The sequence below is a fragment of the Idiomarina sp. OT37-5b genome, from assembly GCF_002968395.1.
GTDB classification, from domain to species: domain Bacteria; phylum Pseudomonadota; class Gammaproteobacteria; order Enterobacterales; family Alteromonadaceae; genus Idiomarina; species Idiomarina aquatica.
The window spans coordinates 2,093,668-2,114,894 of sequence record NZ_CP027188.1 but is presented as its reverse complement, the minus strand read 5'-3'; the positions used below and the strand labels follow the sequence as shown (position 1 = coordinate 2,114,894).

Annotated in this window: 14 protein-coding genes; 3 read left to right on the top strand and 11 right to left on the bottom strand. The window is 51.0% G+C overall.

Annotated elements, in window-relative coordinates; all coding sequences use genetic code 11:
- Positions 1-24: 24 nt before the first annotated feature.
- The 5 genes from nspC to C5610_RS09980 all read right to left on the bottom strand — a co-directional run bounded on the left by nspC (position 25) and on the right by C5610_RS09980 (position 7,706).
- Positions 25-1,158: a carboxynorspermidine decarboxylase gene (nspC, locus tag C5610_RS10000; RefSeq protein WP_105307038.1), complete on the bottom strand. Its 1,134-nt coding sequence runs from the start codon at positions 1,156-1,158 to the stop codon at positions 25-27.
- A 1-nt stretch (position 1,159) separates the two neighbouring features.
- Complete coding sequence (locus C5610_RS09995; protein WP_105307037.1) at positions 1,160-2,359, bottom strand: saccharopine dehydrogenase family protein; 1,200 nt, start codon at positions 2,357-2,359, stop codon at positions 1,160-1,162.
- Positions 2,360-2,430: 71 nt separating this feature from the next.
- The gene (locus C5610_RS09990; protein WP_105307036.1) at positions 2,431-4,596 is read right to left on the bottom strand and encodes a prolyl oligopeptidase family serine peptidase; all 2,166 of its coding nucleotides are present in this window, start codon (positions 4,594-4,596) and stop codon (positions 2,431-2,433) included.
- 72 nt (positions 4,597-4,668) lie between these two features.
- Positions 4,669-6,282, bottom strand: coding sequence for a GNAT family N-acetyltransferase (locus tag C5610_RS09985; RefSeq protein WP_105307035.1), 1,614 nt, complete (start codon positions 6,280-6,282; stop codon positions 4,669-4,671).
- A complete protein-coding gene (locus tag C5610_RS09980; RefSeq protein ID WP_105307034.1) occupies positions 6,282-7,706 on the bottom strand; it encodes a sodium-dependent transporter in 1,425 nt (474 codons plus the stop codon). The genes C5610_RS09985 and C5610_RS09980 overlap by 1 nt, the downstream gene beginning before the upstream one ends.
- 238 nt (positions 7,707-7,944) lie before the next feature.
- On the opposite strand from C5610_RS09980, the gene C5610_RS09975 reads away from it, so the two are divergent.
- Entirely contained in the window at positions 7,945-11,034 is a 3,090-nt protein-coding gene (locus tag C5610_RS09975) for an efflux RND transporter permease subunit (RefSeq protein WP_105307033.1), read from the top strand.
- A gap of 14 nt (positions 11,035-11,048) precedes the next feature.
- A complete protein-coding gene (locus C5610_RS09970; RefSeq protein WP_105307032.1) occupies positions 11,049-12,116 on the top strand; it encodes an efflux RND transporter periplasmic adaptor subunit in 1,068 nt (355 codons plus the stop codon).
- Here the strand turns inward: C5610_RS09970 and C5610_RS09965 are convergent.
- The 5 genes from C5610_RS09965 to C5610_RS09945 form a co-directional block, all read right to left on the bottom strand.
- Positions 12,113-13,576 (bottom strand): winged helix-turn-helix domain-containing protein, encoded by a 1,464-nt coding sequence (locus C5610_RS09965; RefSeq protein WP_158682681.1) that lies wholly within the window; start codon positions 13,574-13,576, stop codon positions 12,113-12,115. The genes C5610_RS09970 and C5610_RS09965 overlap by 4 nt on opposite strands.
- 44 nt (positions 13,577-13,620) lie before the next feature.
- On the bottom strand, positions 13,621-14,697 hold the full coding sequence (gene zapE / locus C5610_RS09960; RefSeq protein ID WP_105307030.1) for a cell division protein ZapE: 1,077 nt from the start codon (positions 14,695-14,697) through the stop codon (positions 13,621-13,623).
- Positions 14,698-14,753: 56 nt separating this feature from the next.
- Positions 14,754-15,605, bottom strand: coding sequence for a thioredoxin (gene trxA / locus C5610_RS09955; protein ID WP_105307029.1), 852 nt, complete (start codon positions 15,603-15,605; stop codon positions 14,754-14,756).
- A gap of 88 nt (positions 15,606-15,693) precedes the next feature.
- Positions 15,694-17,064 carry an aldehyde dehydrogenase family protein gene (locus tag C5610_RS09950; RefSeq protein ID WP_105307028.1) on the bottom strand — a complete coding sequence of 457 codons (1,371 nt, stop codon included), beginning with the start codon at positions 17,062-17,064 and terminating at the stop codon, positions 15,694-15,696.
- Entirely contained in the window at positions 17,061-18,518 is a 1,458-nt protein-coding gene (locus C5610_RS09945) for an NAD-dependent succinate-semialdehyde dehydrogenase (protein ID WP_241970652.1), read from the bottom strand. Before C5610_RS09945 ends, C5610_RS09950 begins: the two co-directional genes overlap by 4 nt.
- A 376-nt stretch (positions 18,519-18,894) precedes the next feature.
- On the opposite strand from C5610_RS09945, the gene C5610_RS09940 reads away from it, so the two are divergent.
- Positions 18,895-20,676, top strand: a complete 1,782-nt coding sequence (locus C5610_RS09940) for a DEAD/DEAH box helicase (RefSeq protein WP_105307789.1) — start codon at positions 18,895-18,897, stop codon at positions 20,674-20,676.
- A gap of 8 nt (positions 20,677-20,684) precedes the next feature.
- Here C5610_RS09940 and C5610_RS09935 read toward each other — a convergent pair whose 3' ends face one another.
- Positions 20,685-21,212, bottom strand: coding sequence for a lipocalin family protein (locus tag C5610_RS09935; RefSeq protein ID WP_105307026.1), 528 nt, complete (start codon positions 21,210-21,212; stop codon positions 20,685-20,687).
- Between the last annotated feature and the right edge of the window lie 15 nt (positions 21,213-21,227).

The following is a 21,227-nucleotide window of genomic DNA, read 5'->3' as shown; positions in this document are numbered from 1 at the left end:
GCGATTGGTTGACCTTTCAATGGGTTAAGACAGTCGGTCGCGGAAGTCCTCATAACGGAACTGACGGACGCAATCGAAGGAACCGTCCTCACGCAGAATCCCAATGGCAGGATGTTGTACGCCGTTAAAAAAGGTGGTTTTGACCATGGTGTAATGCATCATGTCTTCAAACACCAAGCGATCACCAACACTGAGCGGATGATCAAAACTGTATGTTCCGATAACGTCCCCGGCCAGGCAACTGTTGCCGCCCAGACGGTAAGAGAACGCCTTTTCGTGCGGTAAACCGCCTCCGGTAATGGCAGGGCGGTAAGGCATTTCCAATACATCCGGCATGTGAGCGGTTGCAGAAATATCCAATAACGCGATCTTACCGTCGTTTTCGACGATATCGACCACCTCACAAATGAGTGGTCCGGTCTGCCAGGCAACGGCTGAGCCAGGTTCGAGGATAACCTGTAAATCGTAACGTTCCGCAAGGCCGCGCAACTGTTCGATGAGGTGATCAACATCGTAGCCGGCGCGCGTCATTAAGTGCCCGCCACCCAAGTTTAACCACTTCATCTGCTTCAGATAGTGGCCGAAACGTTTCTCGACCGCTTCCAGGGTACGCTCCAGTGCAAAGGAGTCACATTCGCACAGGTTATGAACGTGGAAGCCCTCGATACCTTCTAACTCTATACCTTCAAGGCTTTCTGCCTTTACCCCCAGGCGAGAGCCCGGAGCACTTGGGTCATAAAGCTCGGTTTCCGCCTCCTGATGTTCGGGGTTAATGCGCAAACCCATTGAAACACCAGCGGCTTTAACTTGTTCGCGGTAGCGTTGCCATTGGCCTAAGCTGTTGAACGAAATGTGATTAACCAACGGTAGCAGTTGATCAATGTCATCTTGCTTATAGGCCGGTGCATAAGCGTGCACTTCACGGCCGAATTTTTCGGCCGCAAGTTTTGCTTCCCATACCGAACTTGCGGTACACCCTTTCAGATACTCCCGTACAATCGGAAAGGCCGACCACATAGAAAAACCTTTCAACGCAAGAATAATGTCAGCGCCGCTTTGCTCTTGCACGCGCTGCATCAATTGCAGGTTTTTACGCAACAGAGCCTCATCGAGTACATAACATGGTGAGGGAATGTTCGGTGATGTATACTTACTCATGCTATTCGCCAAAAGGTTGATCGCACTCAACAACTTGCCAAGGCAGGCCGTGTTGGTTCAAACGATTCATAAATTCGTCTGGATCAAATTGTTCCATGTTCCAGACACCCGGTTTCATCCACTGACCTTCTAACATCATCGCCGCAGCAATCATCGCCGGTACGCCAGTGGTGTAAGACACGGCTTGTGCGCCCAACTCTTTGTTGGTTTCAGCATGGTCACAGTTATTGTAGATAAAGATGGTTTTTTGTTCGCCATCTTTAATCCCGGTCACATAAGTACCAATACAGGTTTTACCGGTATAGCCTTCGGCCAGTGAGCCTGGGTTTGGTAGTACCGCTTTTAGGAATTCCAGTGGCACAATGTCTTGTCCCTGGAACTTAACCGGCTGTATCGACGTCATGCCGACGTTCTCCAGTACGCGCAGATGCGTCAGGTACTGGTCACCAAACGTCATCCAGAAACGCGCACGTTTTAGCGTCGGGAAGTGTTTTACCAGCGACTCCAGCTCTTCGTGGAACAACAAGTAAGATGCACGTACACCAACATTAGGATAATCCAGATCTTTACGCACACTGATCGGGTCGGTTTCGTGCCACTCGCCATTTTCCCAATACTTACCGCGTTGGGTAATTTCACGAATGTTAATTTCTGGATTAAAGTTGGTGGCAAAAGCTTGTCCGTGATCGCCACCGTTACAGTCAACGATATCCAGATATTGCACTTCGTCAAAGTAGTGTTTTGCCGCATAGGCGGTGAATACGTTGGTTACGCCCGGGTCAAAACCCGCACCCAACAAGGCCATTAAGCCTTTTTCTTTAAAGCGCTCCTGATAAGCCCACTGCCATGAGTATTCAAATTTCGCTTCGTCTTTAGGCTCGTAGTTTGCGGTGTCAAGGTAATGCACGCCAGTTTCCAGACAAGCATCCATGATCGGCAAGTCCTGGTAAGGCAACGCAACATTGATGACCAGCGAAGGTTGAATCTGACGAATCAAGTCAGCCACTTTGGCTGAATCATCGGCATCCACCTGGTAAACACCGACGACGCGATCTTTGCCGGCTTTCTCTTGTAAAGCTTCACATTTTGAGAGCGTGCGGCTGGCCAAGTGAATTTCAGAAAAAACGTCTGCTAATTTAGCGCACTTTTGAACAACAACGCTGGCAACACCGCCGGCGCCAATGACTAAAACTTTCGACATATCAGTAATCCTTTAATCGCAGTTTTGAGGACAATAATTGTCGCGAAAGATAGCACATTTTTGCTAAAGCATCATTTCGGCTTTTCATTTTTCAGCCAACCAACCTGTAGTTGATTGAGTGCAAACGCCCATTGCCGTTGCGTGCGGTCAATTTCCATCCAAATGGGAGTTTTATCACCATGCCCGGCATTTTCGTCGACATCAAGCAGGACTGGGTTCGGACAACCCTGCACGTATTGCATTTGTGCGGCAAATTTATAGCTATGCCAAGGGGCAACCCGCTGATCACGCTGACCTGTGCTCAGTAACATGGCGGGATAACACTGACCGTAACGGGTGTTATGCAGCGGTGAATACTGAATTAACGCGTTAAAGTCATCCGCGGAGGAGCTGATACCAAACTCGGTTTGCCAGGCTCGGGCATTCGCATTGGCGGTTTGATAGCGCAACAAATCGTAAACGCCAACTTCGGCGAGCACGACAGAAAATAACTGCGGTTGCTGCACCATTGCGGCCGCCGCCATCATAGCGCCATGTCCGCGGCCGTGAACGGCGAGCTTGTCAGGACGTGTATAACCCTGGCTAATCAACCATTGGGCCGCGCCAATAAAATCATTAATCGCCGTCGCTTTGTTATTCTGGATACCGGCTTTGTGCCAGGGGTTACCATAGGCACCACCGCCGCGAACATTAGCAACCGCAAGCACACCGCCGAGTTCAAGCCAGGCCATAAAATCGGCCTGGTATTCTGGTCTCAGGGTTCTGCCAAAACCGCCGTAACCGTGCAGTAACAATGGGTTGTTACCATCCAACTGAACCTCATCGGCATGGACAATAAACATCGGAACCTGGGTACCGTCGGCCGCGCTAAAGAACACCTGGTGAGTTTGATAGCGGCTGGTATCGATGGGTAACGATGACTGTTGCCATAAACTGGTGCGTTGCTGTTCGACTTGATAGCGGTAAATTTTTCCGGCTTCGGTAAAGCTGGAATACTTAAAAAATGCCTGAGTGGAATCAGGATGACCTTCGAAACCACTAATGCTGCCCATGCCGGGAAGCGCAAGCTCGCGCACAAAACGTCCTTGAAGATCAAAGGTCATGACGCGTGAACGTGCGTTGTCCAGGTAATGAGCAACGAGCTGGTTACCCATCAAACTGACAGAAGTCAGCGGATGGTCTTGCTCTTCAATGACGGTTTCGATGGAGGCTGATGTTGTCTGAATGCTGACAACTTTACCCAGCCCATCTTGGTGATGACTGTAAAAGTACAGCTCATCATCGACAGTCCCTAAGTATTGATGTTCGCTTTGCGGCTGCTCTAATAAGGGCTCAAAGTCCGCGGCGGTTTGCCTTAAAGGACGGCGATACCAGCGGTTCTCATTGGGACCCTGTTGGACACGTAACAGCAAAAACTGCCCGTCACTACTGACTTGTGGATAGGGGTTAACACCTGGTTCGTAGCCCAGTTCTGTCACGCGAACATCATCCCGGGCGTCGGTACCGAGGGAGTGATAGAACACGTCGACCGAAGCGTTATCATCAAATCCGCGCGCTGTGCGAGGGTAGCGGCTGTAATAAAATCCTTTGCTGTCCGGGTACCAACTGATATTGGTAAACTTAGTACCGTCGATACGCTCATTAAGAATTTCGCCGCTGTTTAAATGTTTGATCTGCCAAATCCGCCAGTCACTGCCGGTTTCTGACAGCGCATAGGCAAGGTAACGGCCATCAGGTGAGACACTAAAGTCAGTTATTGCGGTGAGTCCGGTTGGGTCGACTTGATTGACATCGACCACTTTAAGCGGCGCGCTGTCAACGGTCTGTTGCATGTAGAGGTCAGCCTGTGCCTGCAAACCGTCATTGCGCCAATAAAAGATTTTTCCTGCCACTTCGATGGGTGCACTAACACGCTCGACATTCCAAAGTTCGGTTAAGCGCTCTTTGACGAACCGGGAAGCCGTTAGTTGTTGTAGCTGCTGTTGAGTAAACTGCTGCTGGCGAGTAACCCAATCGAGGGTTTCAGCCGTGTGCAGTTGTTCAAGCCACTGATAAGGCCCGCTGATGGTGTGCCCATGGTAATCGGCCGAGGCTGTGCCACGTTGGGTTGCCGGATAATCGAGGCCTTTTTGAAGCGCCTGCTCTGAGTCTTTTGGGGCGGAGCTACAAGCGCCAATTAACAGCGACAGCAGTGAGCCGGCCAATAACAGTAATGATGTTTTTCGTTGCGAGGGCATACCAAAGTCTCAGTTATCTTTTTAGTTACTTTAGCACGGGGCGTTTTTGCTCTTAACGTTCTTTACCGTTTGTTAACGAACATTAAGCGCAAATTCCGCCGATGCTCTTGGCAGGTAGCCTTGCCTGAAACCCTGTTCGATGGCCGCAACGACTGTGTTGTCAGTCAGGGGTTGTAGACGTTTGTGCAGTACCCAGTCGCGTTCGGCAGCACCGTACTCCAGTAAAGCCGACCACTGTTCAACAGGCTCGTGCAGGCAGCACGCCATAATGTGCTGATGGCGCGCACTCACACGATCCAGTGCGGTACTGGTGCGAACGGCGTGGAAATCGTTGTATTGCCAAAACGCCCCCAGTGCCTGACTGAAACCAAAACTGGTACCGATAAACTGACACTGTTGTTGAGTTGCCCATTGTTTTACCCGCTGCAGCAGCTGACTGGCAATTCCCTGGCGGCGGTATGCGTCAGCGACGGCGATGCGAACCACGCGGCACCACTTGTGCGACAGAGCCCAGCGTTGCTGTAAAAAATAACCGATGGCTTGTGGTAACAAGTTGCCTTTAGGACGCCGTTTACCAGTGACAATGGCATCGCGTATCGGCTCCGGCAGTGGCCCCTCGAGTGCCGACCAGGTTACCCCAACGACGCGGTTATCCTGGTATTCCAGGGTTAAAAATTGATGGGGGTCGTTGAGCAATAAGGCCAGGTCATTGGGACTGCTCTGATAGTGTGCCTGTAACAGCAGCTCGAACGCCTGATGCAGAGCATCATCGGGCAACGAGCTGGCGTGTACCGTTTGCCGGCTGGTGATGTGCGTCAGCGTCGGCGGTGCGGGCGTAAGCAGGAGTGCCTGCTCAAGCCAGTGTTCGAGCGGGTCCCCGGCAGGCCAGCGGATCGGGGTGTCGAGACGGTGAAATCGAACCGCCGCAAACTGCTGTTGCGCCCAATCGGTAAAATGTACCGCGAAGCCTTTACCACAGCCCTCATAACCATTGATGGTGGTCGCCAGTAGCCAGGGGCGGTATAACTGACATAAACGCTGTGTTGCCCACAACGGAATACCGGCGGCCTCATCAATGACCAGTAGCGCATCGCCTTTTTGCTCTGCCAACAGTTTATCCCAGGCAACAAACTGTGCTGCCGGTGCCGACTGCAATAAGACCTTAGCATTGGCTTTGCGGGGCGCTGTCACCAATAGTCGTTGCTGTGGATGCTGCTGCAGTTGCCGGGCAACGGCCTGGCCGAGGGTATGGCTTTTACCGCGCCCACGGTCGGCCAGCAACAGATGGGTGGTCTTGGTATCGCGCAGGTGTTGCGACAGTTGCTGCTGCTCGGGCGTAGGTAATCGTGGTAGTGGTGGCGCGGGTGCTGTCGGTTCTGCCCAGTTTGATCGCAAACGCCTTAGCATAGGCGACTCTGTGCTACCGGTTAGCAACTGCAGTTGGCCGCCGGCAACCACCGTTCCTGACAGCGCGGCTATTGCATCAACATGCAACTGCTCGCGGCAGTCAATGGTAACCTGGTCAAATTCATGTCCCAGATAATCACGGTAACGGGATAATTGCGCATCGGCTTGTGGGAAACGATCGGAAAGCAGCAAGTGTCCTGACTGAGCAGCTGGCAGTGGAAGCTGCCAGCTGTCGGTAACCGAGCGTATTACCAGTCTGCGGTAACCGTTCGTGTGCATCAGAAGAAGGCGTACTGCGCCCCGAAGAATTTAGCGAGTAAGGTGTTGACGAACACGACGGCAAGAATTAACGGAATAAAGGTCGAAATCGAAACACGCACATACTTGGCCAGTAAAGTGGTGGGATAAGCATGATTACCGTGGGTCAGTTCTGACTCGAGATTACTATTGCGCCAGTGCAACCAGACAAACAGACAAATCAGTAAGCCGTTCAGCGGCAAAATGGTGTCATAAAAGACATCATAAATGACATCGAATACCGACTTCGATTGCCCTGCGTACTCTACAAACTCGGTGAAGGCTGGAATAAAGCCAAACGACGTCGCGGCGATTATGGTCAGTATGGTATTGGCAATCACCATGAACAGCAGCGCTTTCTTACGGCTGGTATTGCGCTGTTCCATGATGGCGGCCGTCGGCACTTCCAAAATCGACACCAATGAGGTGATGGCGGCGACGAATGCCAGCAAGAAGAACACCGAAGCGGCGACGCTGGCAGCGACGTAACCGATGGATGCTTCCAACTCCATAAAGATCTGCGGGAAGAACGAGAAGATCATGCCGACCGAAGATTCGCTCAGATCCGCAGGATTGGTATTTGGATTGATGGCGAAAATGGCCGGCAAGGTCATTAAGCCGGCGGTAAATGCCACCGCGGTATCCGTTATTGCAACCAACTTGCCGGAAGTGACAATGTCATCCGAACGGCTGAAATAAGAACCATAGGTGATCAAAATGCCCATACCCAGCGATAGCGAGAAGAACGCTTGTGAAAGCGCGCCACTGACAACAGATCCATCAATCTTGCTAAAATCCGGTACCAGATAGAACTGTACACCCAATTCTGCGTTGTCCAACGACAGCACAAAGATCACCAGCAGAATGAGCATCACAAATAACGCTGGCATGAGAAACTTGGCGGCTTTTTCAATACCTTGTCGGACACCACCCAGCAAGATCAAGTTGATGACCAGGGTTACTGCAACCAAGAAGCCGATAAACTTATAGTCGTTAACGAATTCACCAAAGTAACCGGGCTGAGCGAGTTGCGCCAGGTCACCGGTCACCGCGTAAAACAGATAGCCAAAAATCCAAACCGTGATGACCATATAAAAAATGGCAATCATGAAGGGGGTTAATACCGCAAGAAAACCGGCAAAACTCCAGAATTTCTTACCGTTCCCCAAACTTAAGTAAGCACCGAGTGGGTTCTTTTGCGCATGACGGCCAACGCCCATTTCGGCCAGCATAATTGGCACACAGATAAAGGCGACAAAAATCGCGTAGATCAGTAAAAACGCGCCGCCACCATTTTTCGTTGCTGCTACCGGAAACCCGACGAGGTTGCCGATGCCCACGGCGGAACCGGCTGCGGCTAATATAAAGCCGATTTTCGAGCTGAATTGATCGCGTTGTTCGCTCATGGTCTTCCTTCTTTTAATCGTTATTATTATCAGGCGCCCATATGTTGTCGTGCGCAGAAAATTCCAGCAATCCTAGCAAGGGGCATGACGCTCGGCAAGCACGGCTAACGTGTTTCTGCGATTAAAGGTGTAAACCATAAGCTTAATTAGAAGATTTAAGAACCTTTAAGGACTTTTTCAGGAGTCTTAAGACGGGTTAGGCGATGCTCAACCTGTCGATTCCTGATAGGGCAGAACAATGAGCTGGATAAAATTAACTCAACAGAATGCATTCGCAACCATCGTTGCGTTTTTAATCGTGGTGATACTTGGGGCAACCACGTTAATCAATATGCCCATTCAGTTAATGCCGAATATTGAACGGCCTACCATATCGGTGATCAATAGCTGGCGCTCAGCGGCTCCGGAGGAAATGGAGTCTGAAATCGTCGAGCCGCAAGAAGAAATTCTTAAAAACATCGTGGGAGTGGAACGAATTTCGACCTCCGTTCGTAATGGCCTGGCGTTAACGACGATTGAGTTTGCTCTCGATGAAAATATGCAGCAAGCCTACATTAACGTCATTAATGCGCTGAACCAGGTACAGGGAATGCCGCGTGAGGCGAATGAACCGCAAGCGATGCTCGGTGAATTCGAAGCAGGTACGGCGACCATGATGATTCAGAAAGTTGGTCAGGATAAGAGCAAGGATTTCACGGCGTACCAAGAGCTGATCAAGCACACCGTTGGTCCGCGTCTGCGGGCGATTCCCGGGGTAAGTAATGTGAGCTTGGCCAGCTATCTGAATAACCAACTGCAAATCATATTTGACCCTTATAAGTTGGCGGCACTGGGTATCACGGTACCGCAATTAATGAATCAGGTGATGGAATCCAAAGATTTTTCAGGTGGTTTTGCCGAGGTTGGCCGCCGTGAATACTCGGTGCGGTATGAAGGCCAGTTTAAGCCTGAAGAAATGAACCAGATGGTGGTCGCCCACAACGATGGCCGCCCGGTTTACCTGGGGGAAGTTGCGACCGTCGTACGAGGTTACGAAAAACAACAAAACTTTATTTATCGAAATGATAACCCCGCGTTTTATATCACGCTCGACGCGGCCAAAAATGCCAATACCGTCGAAATCTTCGAGCAGTTGAAGGTCATTATTGCGGATTTAAATGAGAAAGAGCTTAATCCGCGTGGCTTAGACATGACGTTAAGCTTTGATTCTTCGCTGCACATTAAACGTGCTGTTAACTTGGTGAAAGGCAATTTAGGTATCGGTATTGCCCTGGCCCTGTTGATGCTGTACGCAATGATTCGGGGCGTTCGCTCAACGCTGTTGATTAGTATCACAATTCCCGTGTCTTTGAGTGCTGCGATACTGGGCCTGGGCCTCCTCGATCGTACGTTAAACATCATTTCACTGGCAGGACTGGCGTTTTCAACCGGGCTTGTTCTGGACGCTGCTATTGTCGTGCAGGAGAACATTGTGCGTTTACGCCAGCAAGGTGTTCCGCTCGCCAAAGCCCTGGTACAGGGCGCTCAGGAAGTATCGCGAGCGCTCTTTGCCGCTACGCTCACCACCGTTGCCATTTTTGCGCCGGTTGCTTTTATGGGCGGTGTCGAAGGGCAAATGTTCTTTGATCTGGCGTTGACAATGACCATTGCCGTATTTACCTCAATGCTAACGGCGTTGTTATTGTTGCCCGTGGTTGCCGGCTTGATTTTGCGGGGTAATACACATTTTAGTGAACCGCTGCCAATTTGGACAAAGATAGCGTCTATCTATCAGCGCCTATGCAGTACTCGTCGGCAAGCGTGGGTTTGGTTTTTGGTGCTTGGTTTGGGTTCAGTATTCAGTATTGTCGCACTGGCTCCGAAAACCGACTTTCTGCCGGAAGCCAAGTTTGAGGGCATCATTGCGGTGTTGCAGACGCCACCTGGCACCAACTATACGACGCTGGAAAACGAGCTGGCGAAAGAACTGATTGCACGTCTGAACCGCTATAGAACGGGTGAGAAAACACCGGCTATAAAAGACTTTAACCTAACGATGAGTTCCGGTGGACGCGCCATATTTATTTACCCCGAAGATCCGTCGAAAGCGGAAGAACTGTTGAACATCGTGCGTACTGAGCTGTTTGCAGACCTGCCGGATACGCGGGGTGTCGCTTTCAAAATGTCGTTGTTGAACACCGTAAAAGTTGGCTCGGGGCGAAGCGTTTATCTGGACTTTACCGGACAACTGGATGGTACCACCGAACTGGTTATCGAGCGGACTATGGCGCAGATAAGTGATCGCATTCCCGGCTCCTATGTGCGTCGTGTGCCGAATGCCCAATCGGTTCAGACCGAATTGAACATTCGTCCCAATAACTACGCCATTGCGAATTCCGGCTTAACCCGTAATCAGGTTGGGCAAATGATACGCAGTATGACCGATGGTCAGTATCTGGGTGAGTACTTTGACGGCACCTTGCGCAGTGACGTGATTTTAAAAACCAAGCCATGGCAGACACCGGAAGCCTTGGCGGCGATGCCGGTTTACACCCCGACTAGTGGCATTCAGACCATTGATCAGTTGACCTCTCAGACACGCACCGTTGCCGCTAATGAAATCCGCCGTCTGAACGGACAAAGAGTGCTGAGTATCGGTGTTACACCACCGGATGACGTGTCACTGGAGGAAGCCATAGCGGTGCTGGAAGAGCTCAAAGTGGAGGCGCAGGAGCAACTGGGGGAAAGTACGTTTATTGCACTTAGCGGCGGCGCTGACGACTTGGCTGAGACCATCGATACCATGATCAGCAACTTTATCTTTGCGGTGTTAATTCTGTTCTTAATCATGGCCGCCATTTTCCGTTCATTGATCGACAGTCTGTTGGTGATGTTAACCACACCGATGGCGATTGCCGGAGGCGTGATTGGACTGTGGTGCCTGAACTTATTTCAGTTTCAGGCGCTGGATCTGCTGACCATGATTGGCTTTGTTATCTTGCTGGGACTGGTGGTTAATAACGCCATTCTATTGATTGAAAAGACGCGTCAGGCACAAGCTCGCGGGTTGTCGATTCGTGAGGCGATTGCCGAAGCCGTCGCTTTGCGGGTGCGCCCTATTTACATGAGTTCACTGACGTCGGTGGTCGGTATGTTGCCGCTGGCGGTAATTCCGGGCGCGGGTAGTGAGCTCTACCGCGGGCTGGCAACGGTTATTTTAAGTGGTATGACGGTAAGTACGCTGTTCATGATTATGTGTATGAGCAGTCTGTTGTATCTGGCCGAACTGGTACGCGCACGCATACCTAAGCTGAACACCGAAAACGCATCGATTCAACCCAACGTATAATTTGCGAGGCACACATGAAATATTATCTTTACCTAATTTTGCTTGTTGTCACTCTGTTATTCAGTCGCGGTGCGGCTGCAGCGAACGAACCTGTGGTGTCCGTCGGTGAAGTAAAAACGGAACAATTAAGCCCATCAATTCGAGTGACCGGACATGTGCAGTCCCGTTATCGCAGTGAGCTTTCTTCTGGCGTCAGTGGCGTTGTTGCCTGGACAGCGGAAGCAGGGACGAAAGTAAAACAAGGTGATGTGGTGGCAAGACTGGATACCACTCAACTGAGCCTGGCACACCGTCGCTTGCAAGTGCAGCTGCAACGCAAGAACGTTGAACTGGAACGCCTGACGGAAGACTATCAGCGTTTGCAGCGCCTGGAGCACAGCCAGTCGGTGTCGGAACAGGCACTAAATAATGCCCGGGTTGATATGGCGCTGGCGCAATCCGATGTTGAGTTGTTGGAAATAGAAGTACAACAGGCCGAGGATAACTTGACGAAAGCACACATCAAAGCGCCGTTTGATGGTGTCGTTACCGAACGTTTTGTGCGGGTGGGACAAGCTGTATCAGCGACACAGTCGGTGTTACACCTGGTTAACCTTGATCAACTGGAGGTCAAACTGTACGGGCCGTTGAGTTATGGTCGCTACCTTGAGCAAAAAGGGTCTGCGGAAGTGTACTTCAATGGGGGGCGGACGCTGTTGCCGGTCCGGGCACTGGTTGCGGTTAGCGATGAGCGCTCGCAAACCTTCTCTGCGTACCTGCAAATTCCAGAGTCAGCGCGCGCTCAATTTGATATCGGCCAGGTGGTGAGCGTGGGCGTGCCCAGCGCTGCTGATACGGCGCAGTTTACAGTGCCTCGGGATGCCCTGGTGATTAATCAGGAAGGCCGTTTTGTATTCACCTTGGGAGAAGATAACGTGGCCAAAAAAATCCGCGTTAAGGTAAAGCACGGAGCTGGTGAGCGGCTGGCTGTCGAGGGAGCTCTTGAGGCGGGGCAGCGGGTGATTGTCCGCGGTGCCGAGACGCTTCGAGACGGCACCACGGTGCGAGTGCTTACCGCAAACGAGTTTCCGTTAGCCAGTTAACGGGATATTTGCTGTTCGATGCGCTGCGTCACTTGCTGAAATTTCGGCAGTGACGCCAGCGGCTGGTAGAGCGGATCTAATGGAATAAAAACCGCAACGGGTTGTTTTATATCCACTGCTTGATTGAGCCACCGGATAGCCTGCTCAAAGTCTCCCGCAATAACGGCGTAACGAGCCCATGCTAAGGGTGGCAAATAATGACCTAAATTAACATCAATGCGCTCGTCCAAGAGTTTTTGATAAACAGCGGCTAAACCGTCGCGTAGGAACAGCGTTTCCATTTGCTCAATAAAGGTTTTGGGCAGATCGACTTTACGCATTAACCGTTGCAGCGTGGCGAAGGCTTCGTCATCGTTTCCCGAGAGGATAGCAATGCGATTCAACATCCTATCCGACAAATATGACTCGGCTTCTGAATTGGCTATTCGCTGAACTTCTGCTCTGGCTTTATCATAGTCACCTTGCAACAAGTAAACGAAGGACATATTCAAGTACTTGTAATAGTCTGGGTTTTCGCGGCGCAGTTGATCAAAAAAGGCATGGGCCTGCTCAAACTCACCTAACGCCATGAGATATTCAGAGTAACCCAAATAAACGAGCGGATCTTCAGGGCTGTATTTTAAAGCATTCATGAACGAAGAACCGGCGACTTCGTATTCCCAGTCGGCAATTTGTGCGAGCCAACCACGGTAAAGCCACGCGCGACCGTTCTCGGGGTCTCGGGCTAGCACAAACTCGATAATAGATTCGATTTCGGGTTTATAAATGGCAATATCTCTGTAGCCATTTATCATACTCAGAATGAGTTTGGCCTGTGCTATGGTAAGGTACGGAGGCAAATATTCGGGGTACTCTTCCGTTAACCTTCGCGCCTTTTTTATGACATCCCGCTGTGTCTCGCTGTCGACTTGGGCGAGCCTCCTGTTCAGTTCCTCATGTTGCTGTATGACCGCCGCAGGAACTTCTGGATTATCCGAGACATCTGTTGTTGACGGTTTGATCACAATAGAGACTGCAATTAACGTCACAACCAGAATTACACTTACTGTCTTTCCTAAGGGAGTGGTTAAACCCAGACGTTTGCGTGATGCTTTGGCAACTGTTGCCGGTGATGTCGCGGTTTCCTGTTGCTGTTCGTTACCGTTGTCCTTTTCAACAGCTGTTAGCCAAAGGTAACCGCGACCGGACAGCGTTTTAATGTAGGCTGGGTTGTGACGATTATCCCCAAGCGCTTTTCGTAGCTTACTGATAGCAACCGATAAACTGTCTTCGTTAACCACGCGGTCAGGCCAAACCAGCGTTATTAGCTCGTTTTTGCTCAGCTCTTGGTTGGGTTGTTGACAAAACGCCAGTAATAAATCACTAACACGTTGTTCCAGTACCTGTTCGGTATTCCCTTCGATTAACAGGTTACGCGCCGGAATAAAAGTTTTGCCGGCAAAATGGTAGACAATATCCATATCAATTATTCTTATTATCTTATGACTCATTCAGTGTACAACATTTACGCAACAAACTTCCAATTTTGCATTTCGAACAGCCTAGAGGCACACCGCTGGAAGGGGAATTTAAGCAGTTCAGCGCGGTACAGTTGGTCGATATCAACCGCTGCCGTTAGTACCAGCAGGCATTTGCGGTCATAGCATTCATCAACCAGAGCAATAAATCGGCGGGCTTCATTATCCAGGTGGCTGAGATGCTCCGAAGCTTGGTCGCGCTGGTAACCCTCTTCGATACCTTGCGTGGCCTCGGCACATGGCTGCAGGCTAAATTGCGGCACGGCGTTAACGGCAATACCCCGGTAACGGTCTGCTAGCTCCATGTAATCGCGATGGCTGCGAGGACCTGAACAGAGTTGCCGGAAATCAAAGCCAACGATTGCGCTGTTGCACCAAAGCGTATTGATGGGACGGTTCATTACCGTGATTTGGTGAGTTGGGCTCACTGGCCCCGACAAGTGTTCACACAATGATTTTAGTTTAGTGGGAGACTGGCCGATGAGGTAATAGGGAGTTTCCGCTGCTGTCAGACGCCGATAATCGGTACCGGAATCAATAGCAACAATACGGCATTGCCGGTTCAGCAAGTCAATAAAAGGCTCAAATCGATGACGGGCAAGACCACCGCGATACAACTCTGAAGGAGGCGTATTGGAGGTGGTTACTAATACCACGCCGGCATCGAAGAGCGCGGACCAAAGGTTTGCCAGCAGCATTGCATCACCAATATCCTCGACCATAAATTCATCGAGACAAATGACCCGGCATTGCTGTGCCCAGGCGGCAGCAATATGTTGCAATGGATTGGTTTCCCCCTCATTGAGTTGCAATTGCTGATGTACGCGGCGCATGAAGTGGTGATAATGAAGGCGTACCTTGGCATTAATGAACAGGCTGTCATAAAACAGGTCCATGAGCATCGACTTACCCCTGCCAACCGGCCCGTAAAGGTAAAGACTCTCGGTTGTGAGGCCCTGGTTGAGTCGCTGTGCCAGGTGATCAAGCGCCGCACAGGCATTTTTCTGCGCCGGATCGGCGGTCAGTTGTTGTTGGTCGATGAGTTGCTGGTAACGAGTGAGCATCGTAAAAAAAGGCCGGCAGAGGATGCCGGCTAAACTCGTTGCTAGTGAACAGCCATTTAATACATCATGCTGTACAGGGTTCTACGCGCGCGTGAGGCGAGCGGATCACCATCTGGCAGGGCATTAATAATGTCCAGTGCAAAACGTTTTGCATCGGCGTTGGCCGGATCTTTGCGCATCACATAAAAGGCATGATCCAGTGCCTCCTCGTCGCGGTGAGCCTGTTGCAGTGCCAATGCCAATTGCAGGCGCGTCGCAAAGTCGTCCGGTTGCTGCTCAACGTGTTGCTGTAAATTACGAATCTCGGGCGAGTCAGCGGCTTGTTCGGCTAACTCGATTTTGCTCATTAACCGTTGATAGTCATTGTCCTGCTCCACCATCGGAATGGTTTCAGCCAGTTCTTTCGCCTGTGCCAGCCGGCCATTGTCGACAGCGGCTTCTGCCAACAGCTTTAATGCCAGCATATTGCGGTTATCAATATCGAACGCTTGCTTGGCAAAGGTGTAAGCATCGGCGGCGTTGCCTTCCGCCATCGCCTGTTGCGCCTGCTGGATATACTCATCGGCAGGGCTGGGTAAATGCTTGCTCAGCATTTCTTTAATTTCGGACTCTGATTTCACCCCGCCAAAGCTATCGACCGGCTGTCCATCTTTAAAGAAAGCGACGGTGGGTAGGCTACGAATACCAAACTGCATGGCCAGCTCCTGCTGGTCGTCACAGTTTATTTTAGCCAGCGTTACTTGTTCTGGATACTGGCTGGCAATGCGTTCCAGTGTTGGCATCAACTGTTTGCAGGGCTCACACCAATCCGCCCAAAAATCTATTATGACGAGTTTTTCTTTTGAACCTTCCAGCAGCACTTGCTGAAAGTTCTGAATCGTGACATCAACGATGTTATCGGCAGCCATAACGGGCGTCCGCTCCTTTGTTCTGAATGATAATAAAGGATATGCAGACGCCGGTGATAAATTTCAATGGTGCGCTAACGAAACTTTTTTAACTAAACCACGATAAAACTTTGTCTTTTAGTCGGCTGTAGGGAGGATAGCGCAGCGCAACATCAAGCATAAAGCGACGCGTCATTACGGGTTTTAGATGGCTGAAGGTATCAAACCCGAAACGCCCGTGGTAACGACCCATGCCGCTGCGGCCGACACCGCCAAACGGCATTTCATCGTTGAGCATAAACATCAGCGTATCGTTGTAACAGACGTTACCGGCCGCAACGCGTTGAGTAAATTGCTTTAAGGTTCGTTTATTTTTACTGAATACATACAACGCCAAAGGTTTGGGGCGCGCGCTGATGTATTCAATCGCCTCATTCGCAGAGTCGATGCTGACAATCGGCAGGATGGGACCGAAAATTTCCTCTTTCATCAGCGAGTGGCTGGCCTCGACGTTATCCACTAGCGTCGGTGCAATATAGCGCTCGCGTTTGGAAAAGTCGCCGCCGTGCAGAATGTGTTGGTCTTTTAGGCTATCGACTAAGCGTTGATAATGGGCTTGATGGATGATCCGCCCATAGTCATCGCTGGTTTGCGGATCGTCACCATAAAACTCGTTAATGGCGGAGGTTAACTGTTCGATCAGTTCAGCTTTGACCGCTTCCTCAACCAACACATAGTCCGGCGCAATACAGGTCTGTCCGGCATTTAAAAACTTACCCCAGACGATACGGCGGGCACTGACCTTGATGTCACTGTCGGCGAGAACGACCGCCGGACTTTTACCGCCAAGCTCCAGTGTCACCGGCGTTAAGTTCGGTGCGGCAGCGGCAAGAATCGCACGCGCCGCCTGTTCACCGCCGGTGTAAAAGATATGATCAAAGGGCAACTGAGTCAGTTCCGATGACACGTCAACCTCGCCATTGACGACCCGGATGGCTGATGCATCCAAATAATTCGGTAAATTTTTGCCCATCACCTGGGCCACATGCTTTGCGTGTTCCGACGGCTTAATAACCGCACAGTTGCCGGCCGCTATCGCCGCAATCAGCGGAGCCAGTAACAGCTGCACCGGATAATTCCAGGCACCGAGTATCAATACTGTACCGAGCGGCTCCGGCACTAGTTCACTTTTAGCGGGCCAGGCTAACATCGGTGTTTTAACGCGCTGCGGTCTGACCCATGATGCGATACTGGCAAGGGTATGTTTAATGTCAGAGCGTAAAAACTGCAGTTCGGTCAGGCGGGCTTCGCTGGGGTGCTTACCTAAGTCCTTTTTTAAGGCATCAAGCAGGTCTTGTTCATGGTCGTTGAGGAACTGCAACAATTGTTTCAGTTGCTCTTTACGCCAGGACACCGGGCGTGTTAGCCCGGTGCGAAAGGTGTGATTGAGGTCATCCAGTAGCGATTGCCATGTGTTCATCCGAGTCCGCCGAGAGTTACTGTCTTAATTTCCAGGTACTCATCTATACCGTATTTTGACCCCTCTCGTCCAACACCAGATTCTTTTATGCCGCCAAAAGGATTATAGGCGTGAGAAATGCCGCCGGTGTTAACGCCGACCATGCCGTATTCCAGTGCTTCACTCACCCGGAAAATGCGTGCGGTGTCTTTGCTGGCAAAATACGAGGCCAGCCCAAAGGGCGTATTGTTGGCTTTCTCAATGGCTTCTTCTTCCGTCGCAAAGGTGCTGATGGCAATCACCGGGCCAAAAATCTCTTCGCTGTTAATTTCCATCTCCTCGGTTACGCCGCTGATCACCGTTGGCGCATAGAACAGATCGCCTAGCCGGGTCAGTACCTCACCGCCGGTTTCCAGAGTCGCACCGTCGGATGTGGCTGACACCACCAGTCGTTGAACTTTATCGACGGCATCTTGATCAATCAATGGGCCGAGTTCGACGCCTTCTTCATCGCCCGGTCCGACTTTTAATGCTTTGACCTTGTTGGTAATGGCTTTAATGAAGTCGTCTTTTACCTTTTCATCAACCAGTACGCGGTTGGCGGCAATACAAGTTTGGCCACCATTACGGAATTTGCAGGCCATTAATTGTTCGGCGGCTGCATTAATATCCGCGTCATCGAACACAATGAATGGTGCATTGCCGCCCAATTCGAGGGAAATTTTCTTCACATTCTCGGCACATTGCTGCATCAGAATTTTACCAACGCCGGTAGAGCCGGTGAATGATAATTTACGCACCTTGGGCGACGTCGCCAGGATTTTTCCAACGGTTTTGGCGTCGCTTGTCGGGATAAGATTGATAACGCCATCAGGAATACCGACCTCACTGGCTAACTGTGCAAGCGCCAAACTGGATAACGGGGTTAGTTGGGGTGGCTTGACCACGATGGTACAGCCGGCCGCCAATGCAGGTGCGATTTTGCGTGTAATCATGGCGTTGGGGAAGTTCCACGGCGTGATGGCAGCGCATACGCCAATCGGTTGTTTCATCACGAACACCCGTTTGCTGTTATCGGCAACCGGCAGAATGTCACCATCAATACGCTCGGCTTCACTGGCGAACCAATCCACAAAGCTGGCGCCGTACTCGACTTCGCCAGCCGCTTCGGCGACCGGTTTACCTTGCTCGGCACTCATCAGCTCGGCCAGTGCCTGTTTGTTATCCATCATGGCCTGATACCATTTACGCAGCAGGTCGGCACGTTCTTTAGCGGTCTTTTTAGCCCATTTTGGGAGTGCAGCTTCAGCCACGTTGATGGCGCGGTGGGTGAGATCTTCACCGGCATCCGCGACTTCTGTAATCGACTCACCGGTGGCCGGGTTAGTTACGCTGAAACGTTTATCGGTAGGAACCCAATGACCCTCAATAAAACAATCCGTTTTTGTTAGCGACGACATAGAATGCGCTGACATAGTGCCTCCTTCCAAAAAAGTATCTATTACAATGTAGGCAATAATTGACGTAATGGTTCAACTTTTTCGTAAAAACTGTATTGTCGCTCAATGATTAACCATAATTAACGTTCTCACTTGTATTTGTCGGTAAACTGCGTATAATGCGCGTTCTTCAAGGAAATCCGCTTATACCAGCACTGACTGCTGGCATCTAGAGGCTGCGGTAACCCTTGATTCGTGGGGTTGAGCGCCTGATTCCAGATATTCTATTCAACCGTAGGCATACGCACAGCGTAAGCTACGATTGCGCTTGTCATTGATTCCTGTCGCCGGGCCGGACCCCTTATTTTTGTTGTACGTTTGCCTTGGGCAAACAGGAATGAGTGAGAAATTCATGTCAAATTCTATTTCAGCGATGTCGTTTGCCGACATGGCACTACCTGCTGCTATCTTTAACCAACTGGAAAAGCTGGGTTTTACCCAACCGACTCCTATTCAGCAACAGTCAATTCCGGCGTTACTGGACGGTAAAGATGTACTGGGTGAAGCCCAGACAGGAACCGGTAAAACGGCAGCATTTGGCTTGCCGGCGCTGGCCGCAATTGATCCATCAGTGCGTCAAACGCAGGTACTGGTTGTTACTCCGACTCGCGAGTTGGCGATTCAGGTTGCGGAAGCCATTGAAAGCTTTGCGCAACAGCTAAAAGGTGTTGATGTTGCTACCGTTTACGGTGGCTCGGCATTTGGACCACAAATCCAGGCCCTTAAGAAGGGTACTCCGGTCATCGTCGGCACGCCGGGTCGGTTGATCGATCTGCTTAATAAGAACGTGCTAAAACTGGACGCCTTGCGCGTTGCGGTACTCGACGAAGCTGACGAAATGTTGAACATGGGCTTTATCGAAGACATCGAAAAGATTCTTAGCGCGGTTCCTGAAAGTGCTCAACGTGCGTTGTTCTCGGCAACCATGCCTGGCGCTATCCGTAAGTTGGCGAAAACCTTCCTGACCGATCCGCTTAACATTCAGATCGAAGCGATTGCCCGTGAAAAAGCGACGATTAAGCAAAAAGCGTGGAAAGTGGCGGGCTTGACCAAAATGACGGCATTAACCCGTTTGTTGGAAGTCACCCCGTACCAACGTGCACTGATTTTCGTGCGTACCCGTCAGGATACGATGGATGTGGCGGAGCTGTTGCAACGGTCTGGCTTTAAAGCATCGCCGTTAAGTGGTGACTTGAATCAGGCGCAACGTGAGCAGACAGTGAGTCAATTGCGTAGCGGTCACATTGAGATTCTGGTGGCAACGGATGTTGTTGCCCGTGGTCTTGACGTTCCTGAAATTACTCACGTCATTAACTATGACTTACCGGGTGATACTGAGTCGTACGTTCACCGTATCGGTCGTACTGGCCGCGCGGGTCGTGAAGGGGAAGCGATTTTATTCTTCCGTCCGAAAGAGCGTCACTTGTTGCGTCATTATGAGCGCCTGACCAACTCGTCGATCGAGTACTTTGAGGTGCCTAACGCACAGCAGTTGAGTGAACATCGCCAGCAACAATTACTGACGACCATTCGCGCAACACTGGAGCAGGAAAACCATCAACCGGTCGAGCAATTGCTGCAAAAATGGTTGCAGGAATCGGATCTGAGCGCGGAACAAATCGCATTAGCTCTGTTAAAGCAACAACACAAGCAGCGTCCGTTGTTCCTGAAAGAAGATCGTATCGTGCGTGAACGCCCAGAACGTGGTGAACGGACTGACCGTGCCGATCGCGGTGATCGTAAGAAGGCACGTGGGCCACGCCCAACTGATGCTGACTTTGATACCTATAAAATTCAGGTCGGTCGCGAGCATGGCGCTCGCCCGGGCGACATTGTTGGCGCGATTGCTAACGAAGCGTCAATGGACAGCCGCTTTATTGGTCAAATCCAGTTATTTGATCAGCACTCGTTAGTGCAGTTACCGAAAGGTTTGCCGGGTGAGGTAGTAAAAGTATTGAAGAAAGCTCGTGTTCGTCAGCAACCAATGTCACTCGAACTGACCTCTGAGCAGGTGCGTCGTGCGCCACGTCCACCACGTACTGGTGGTCGTGACGGAGGTGGGCGTGACAGTGCGCGCGGTGAGCGCCGTCGCGATGGTCGTCGTGGCCAGGGCGCAGCGCGTCGCTTTAACTAAGTAGCTCGCTAAGGCAAATTGGCCGGATGTTCAACCTCGATCATCCGGTCAATATCAAATCCCCACTCATTGGCTTTCGCCAGCGCGTAATCAATATCACTCTGATCCACATCGGGGGTTCGCGATAACAGCCAAAAGTAGTCTTTAGAGTCACTGGTTACGATGGCCAGCTGATAATCTTTGTCCAGCCAGCTAACATAATAGCCACCATAAAATGGCCAGAAAAACGTCACCTGATAGGCCGCCGTCATACCGTCAACCGGCTCGGCACGGCCAATGGCTGTTTGCCACTCTTTGTCATTAATATGCCAACCGCGGTTGGTGACTTCCAGCGTATTATCGCCGTTTAGACGATACTCGGCGGTTACCGCAATGAGGTTTTCCTCAAAGCCATGCGGCATCCGCAGTATTTCATACCACTTGCCCAAATAACGCTCGGCCTGAAATGACTGAACCGGCTCTGCAACAGGCGTCGGATTCGATTTGCAGCCTAACAGGAGGAGCGCGGTAAGTGCTGCCAGCAGCCCGTGTTTCATAGCGAATTCCTTACT

Bases quoted from the DNA above. Each gene is read 5' to 3' on its own strand.
- C5610_RS09990 (WP_105307036.1), bottom strand. From the start codon at position 4,596: ATGCCCTCGCAACGAAAAACATCATTACTGTTATTGGCCGGCTCACTG.
- trxA (WP_105307029.1), bottom strand. From the start codon at position 15,605: ATGGCTGCCGATAACATCGTTGATGTCACGATTCAGAACTTTCAGCAA.
- C5610_RS09995 (WP_105307037.1), bottom strand. From the start codon at position 2,359: ATGTCGAAAGTTTTAGTCATTGGCGCCGGCGGTGTTGCCAGCGTTGTT.
- C5610_RS09950 (WP_105307028.1), bottom strand. From the start codon at position 17,064: ATGAACACATGGCAATCGCTACTGGATGACCTCAATCACACCTTTCGC.
- C5610_RS09945 (WP_241970652.1), bottom strand. From the start codon at position 18,518: ATGTCAGCGCATTCTATGTCGTCGCTAACAAAAACGGATTGTTTTATT.
- zapE (WP_105307030.1), bottom strand. From the start codon at position 14,697: ATGCTCACTCGTTACCAGCAACTCATCGACCAACAACAACTGACCGCC.
- C5610_RS09970 (WP_105307032.1), top strand. From the start codon at position 11,049: ATGAAATATTATCTTTACCTAATTTTGCTTGTTGTCACTCTGTTATTC.
- C5610_RS09935 (WP_105307026.1), bottom strand. From the start codon at position 21,212: ATGAAACACGGGCTGCTGGCAGCACTTACCGCGCTCCTCCTGTTAGGC.
- C5610_RS09940 (WP_105307789.1), top strand. From the start codon at position 18,895: ATGTCAAATTCTATTTCAGCGATGTCGTTTGCCGACATGGCACTACCT.
- C5610_RS09965 (WP_158682681.1), bottom strand. From the start codon at position 13,576: ATGGATATTGTCTACCATTTTGCCGGCAAAACTTTTATTCCGGCGCGT.
- nspC (WP_105307038.1), bottom strand. From the start codon at position 1,158: ATGAGTAAGTATACATCACCGAACATTCCCTCACCATGTTATGTACTC.
- C5610_RS09985 (WP_105307035.1), bottom strand. From the start codon at position 6,282: ATGCACACGAACGGTTACCGCAGACTGGTAATACGCTCGGTTACCGAC.
- C5610_RS09975 (WP_105307033.1), top strand. From the start codon at position 7,945: ATGAGCTGGATAAAATTAACTCAACAGAATGCATTCGCAACCATCGTT.
- C5610_RS09980 (WP_105307034.1), bottom strand. From the start codon at position 7,706: ATGAGCGAACAACGCGATCAATTCAGCTCGAAAATCGGCTTTATATTA.